This is a genomic window from Pseudomonas reactans, assembly GCF_013385825.1.
Taxonomy (GTDB): Bacteria; Pseudomonadota; Gammaproteobacteria; order Pseudomonadales; family Pseudomonadaceae; genus Aquipseudomonas; species Aquipseudomonas reactans.
The window spans coordinates 329-3630 of the sequence record NZ_JACAPG010000032.1 but is presented as its reverse complement, the minus strand read 5'-3'; the positions used below and the strand labels follow the sequence as shown (position 1 = coordinate 3630).

Below are 3302 nucleotides of genomic sequence, written 5' to 3'. Positions count from 1 at the left end.
GCGTTTTGCTTACTTTTGCGCTCTATCAAAAGTGAGCCGCCGTAAGGGCGGAACCAATTTCAGCCATCACCGCAGCAACGGATATGTACACACCCCAATTGACTCCCCTCCCACCCCCATGCTCTCCTACACATCTTGTTTCGGGTGCCCCTCACAGGGTGAAACGGGAAACCGGTGCGTCATAGCGATATGACCAGTCCGGTGCTGCCCCCGCAACGGTAAGCGAGCGAAGTGTCAGATCCACTGTGCCTCCAAGGCATGGGAAGGCGATGCTTAATAGCCGCAATGCCCCTCGCAAGCCCGGAGACCGGCCCGAAAAAATCAGATAACAAACCCGCGGTGGGCGGGCGCTGTTCAAACCCTGCGTGCCCGGCTCGCGGGGTTTTCATGCGCTCGTTTCACCCTGATACCTGAAAGGGACGCGCCATGTCGATCATCAGCAGCACTTCGCACTCCGCCAGCAGCACCTCCACCCTGAGCCAACGCCTGACCGCCGCCATCGGCGCGTCGATCCTCGGCGCGTGCCTGGTGTATTTCGCCGGTTTCTCGCACATCGAGGCCGTACACAACGCTGCCCACGATACCCGCCACAGCGCCGCGTTCCCGTGCCACTGAGACCTGCCGACATGATCAAGCGTATCGCGCAAACCGCAGGTTTCACCGGTCTGTTGGCCGCCCTGCTGCTGACTCTGCTGCAAAGCTTTTGGGTCGCCCCGCTGATTCTGCAGGCGGAAACCTTTGAAAAAGCCCCAGCCGCCACCGAAATGGCCCACGAGCACGCCGAAGGTGCTGCCGCCCATACCCATGACGCCGAAGCCTGGGAGCCGGAGGACGGCTGGCAGCGCGTGTTGTCCACCACGGGCGGTAACCTGGTGGTCGCCGTCGGTTTTGCGCTGATGCTGGCCGGTCTCTATACACTGCGCGCGCCAACCCGCACCGCCCAAGGCCTGCTGTGGGGCTTGGCCGGTTACGCAACCTTCGTGCTGGCACCGACGATGGGCCTGCCACCTGAGCTGCCGGGCACTGCTGCCGCCGACCTGGCGCTACGCCAGACCTGGTGGATCGGCACTGCAGCGTCTACCGCTGCCGGCATCGCCTTGATCGTGTTTGGTCGCAACTGGCTGCTGAAAGTACTGGGTGTAGCGATCCTCGCCGTACCGCACGTGATCGGCGCGCCGCAACCGGAAGTGCATTCGATGCTGGCCCCGGAGGCTTTGGAAGCGCAGTTCAAGATCGCTTCGCAGCTGACCAACGTCGCCTTCTGGCTGGCCTTGGGCCTGATCAGCGCGTGGCTGTTCCGCCGCAACCGTGACGACCAATACTCGGCATGACCCTGGTGGTCGGCCTAGGCTGCCAGCGGGGCTGTGATGCTCATACCTTGCTGGCGCTGCTTGATGCCGCCCTCGCCGAGGCCGGTATCGAGCGCCAGCGCATTACCGCGCTGGCCAGTATCGATCGCAAACAGAATGAACCGGGATTACTGGCACTGGCGCAGACGCTAAACCTGCCATTGCAGTGTTTCAGCGCTGAACAATTGGCGGTATTTGAACACCGCCTGAGCCATAAATCCGACATCGCTTTTGCCCATACCGGCTGTTATGGCGTCGCCGAAAGCGCCGCGCTGGCCCTTGCCAAACGCCTCACAGGCAGCCCTCCGCGCCTGCTGATTACCCGCAAAAAGACTGCCCAGGCCACTTTTGCATTGGCTTGCGCCGACTAAAATCCCGATAATCGCCCTCCCCGATCATGAACAACATTCATGCTCGCCCGCTTTTCGACAGGAACCACCATGACCGTCTACTTCATCGGCGCAGGCCCCGGCGACCCGGAACTGATCACCGTCAAAGGCCAGCGGCTGATTCGCAGTTGCCCGGTGATCATCTATGCCGGCTCATTGGTTCCAGCGGCGGTTTTGGAAGGCCACTCGGCAGAAAAGCTGGTCAACAGCGCCGAATTGCACCTAGAACAGATCATCGATCTGATCAAGACGGCCCACGCGAAAGGCCAGGATGTGGCGCGCGTCCATTCCGGCGACCCCAGCCTGTATGGCGCCATTGGCGAACAGATCCGCCACCTGCGGGAATTGGGCATCCCCTTCCAGATCATCCCCGGCGTAACCGCCGTGGCCGCTTGTGCAGCTTTGCTGGAAGCCGAACTGACCCTGCCGGACATCGCCCAGAGCGTGATCCTGACCCGCTACGCCGATAAAACCAGCATGCCCGCCGGCGAGGATTTCGACAGCCTGGCCCGGCATGGCACCACCATGGCGATTCACCTGGGGGTCAATCACTTGGAAAAGATCGTCGCTGAACTGCTGCCGCACTACGGCGCGGACTGCCCGATTGCTGTGGTGCACCGGGCGACCTGGCCGGATCAGGATTGGGCGATGGGCACCTTGAGTGATATTGCCGAGAAAGTGGCGGCCAAGGGCTTTCGGCGCACTGCATTGATTGTGGTGGGCCGAGTGTTGGCCAGTGACAGCTTCAGCGAATCGTCGCTGTATCGCGCGGGCCATGCCCATCTTTACCGCCCCTGAAACCCGGGCATAAAAAAACGGCGCTCACGGGGCGCCGTTTTTTTTGTTCGCAGTGAACGCCTTACTCAGTAGTAGGCGTTTTCTTTCTGCGTGTGGTCGGTCACGTCACGTACACCCTTGAGCTCTGGAATGCGTTCCAGCAAGGTGCGCTCGATGCCTTCGCGCAGGGTCACGTCCGCCTGGCCGCAGCCTTGGCAACCGCCGCCGAACTTCAACACCGCAATGCCATCATCGACCACGTCGATCAGGCTGACCTGGCCGCCGTGGCTGGCCAGGCCTGGGTTGATCTCGGTCTGCAGGTAGTAGTTGATGCGCTCGTTCACCGGGCTGTCGGCGTTGACGTTGGGCACCTTGGCGTTTGGCGCCTTGATGGTCAACTGGCCGCCCATGCGGTCGGTGGCGTAGTCGACCACGGCGTCGTCGAGGAAGGCTTCGCTGAAGGCATCGATGTAGGCGGTGAAGCTTTTCAGCCCCAGGGCGGTGTCTTCAGGTTTCTCTTCACCAGGCTTGCAGTAGGCAATGCAAGTCTCGGCGTATTGGGTGCCGGGCTGGGTGATAAAGACGCGGATACCGATACCTGGGGTGTTCTGCTTGGACAGCAGGTCAGCCAGGTAATCGTGGGCGGCGTCGGTAATGGTTATGGCAGTCATGGAAACTCCTCACAGGCTTGCCGGCAGTTTACGCCAAAATATTACGTAGGTACAAAGTCCTAGTGTTTTTGTCGGGATAGGTTTGTTTTTGGGAGCATATCCGTTATTTGGGTGAT

At 60.9% G+C, this 3302-nt stretch carries 5 protein-coding genes and 1 riboswitch; of the genes, 4 read left to right on the top strand and 1 reads right to left on the bottom strand.

The features are described from left to right. Positions 1-125 precede the first annotated feature (125 nt). A riboswitch (cobalamin riboswitch) is annotated at positions 126-330 on the top strand. A gap of 96 nt (positions 331-426) precedes the next feature. From HX868_RS30530 to cobM, 4 genes are all read left to right on the top strand, one after another. Continuing rightward, positions 427-615 (top strand): CbtB domain-containing protein, encoded by a 189-nt coding sequence (locus HX868_RS30530; protein ID WP_012723860.1) that lies wholly within the window; start codon positions 427-429, stop codon positions 613-615. 11 nt (positions 616-626) lie between these two features. Beyond that, positions 627-1331: a CbtA family protein gene (locus tag HX868_RS30525; RefSeq protein WP_016979436.1), complete on the top strand. Its 705-nt coding sequence runs from the start codon at positions 627-629 to the stop codon at positions 1329-1331. Beyond that, the gene (locus HX868_RS30520; protein WP_177005430.1) at positions 1328-1720 is read left to right on the top strand and encodes a cobalamin biosynthesis protein; all 393 of its coding nucleotides are present in this window, start codon (positions 1328-1330) and stop codon (positions 1718-1720) included. Before HX868_RS30525 ends, HX868_RS30520 begins: the two co-directional genes overlap by 4 nt. A gap of 69 nt (positions 1721-1789) precedes the next feature. Continuing rightward, positions 1790-2536, top strand: a complete 747-nt coding sequence (gene cobM, locus HX868_RS30515) for a precorrin-4 C(11)-methyltransferase (RefSeq protein ID WP_177005429.1) — start codon at positions 1790-1792, stop codon at positions 2534-2536. A gap of 65 nt (positions 2537-2601) precedes the next feature. On the opposite strand, the gene nfuA is transcribed toward cobM, so the two are convergent. Then, entirely contained in the window at positions 2602-3186 is a 585-nt protein-coding gene (gene nfuA, locus HX868_RS30510) for a Fe-S biogenesis protein NfuA (protein ID WP_003190728.1), read from the bottom strand. Positions 3187-3302 lie beyond the last annotated feature (116 nt).

Coding starts and splice junctions, on each gene's coding strand:
- cobM (WP_177005429.1), top strand. CDS start 1,790: ATGACCGTCTACTTCATCGGCGCAGGCCCCGGCGACCCGGAACTGATC.
- HX868_RS30530 (WP_012723860.1), top strand. CDS start 427: ATGTCGATCATCAGCAGCACTTCGCACTCCGCCAGCAGCACCTCCACC.
- nfuA (WP_003190728.1), bottom strand. CDS start 3,186: ATGACTGCCATAACCATTACCGACGCCGCCCACGATTACCTGGCTGAC.
- HX868_RS30520 (WP_177005430.1), top strand. CDS start 1,328: ATGACCCTGGTGGTCGGCCTAGGCTGCCAGCGGGGCTGTGATGCTCAT.
- HX868_RS30525 (WP_016979436.1), top strand. CDS start 627: ATGATCAAGCGTATCGCGCAAACCGCAGGTTTCACCGGTCTGTTGGCC.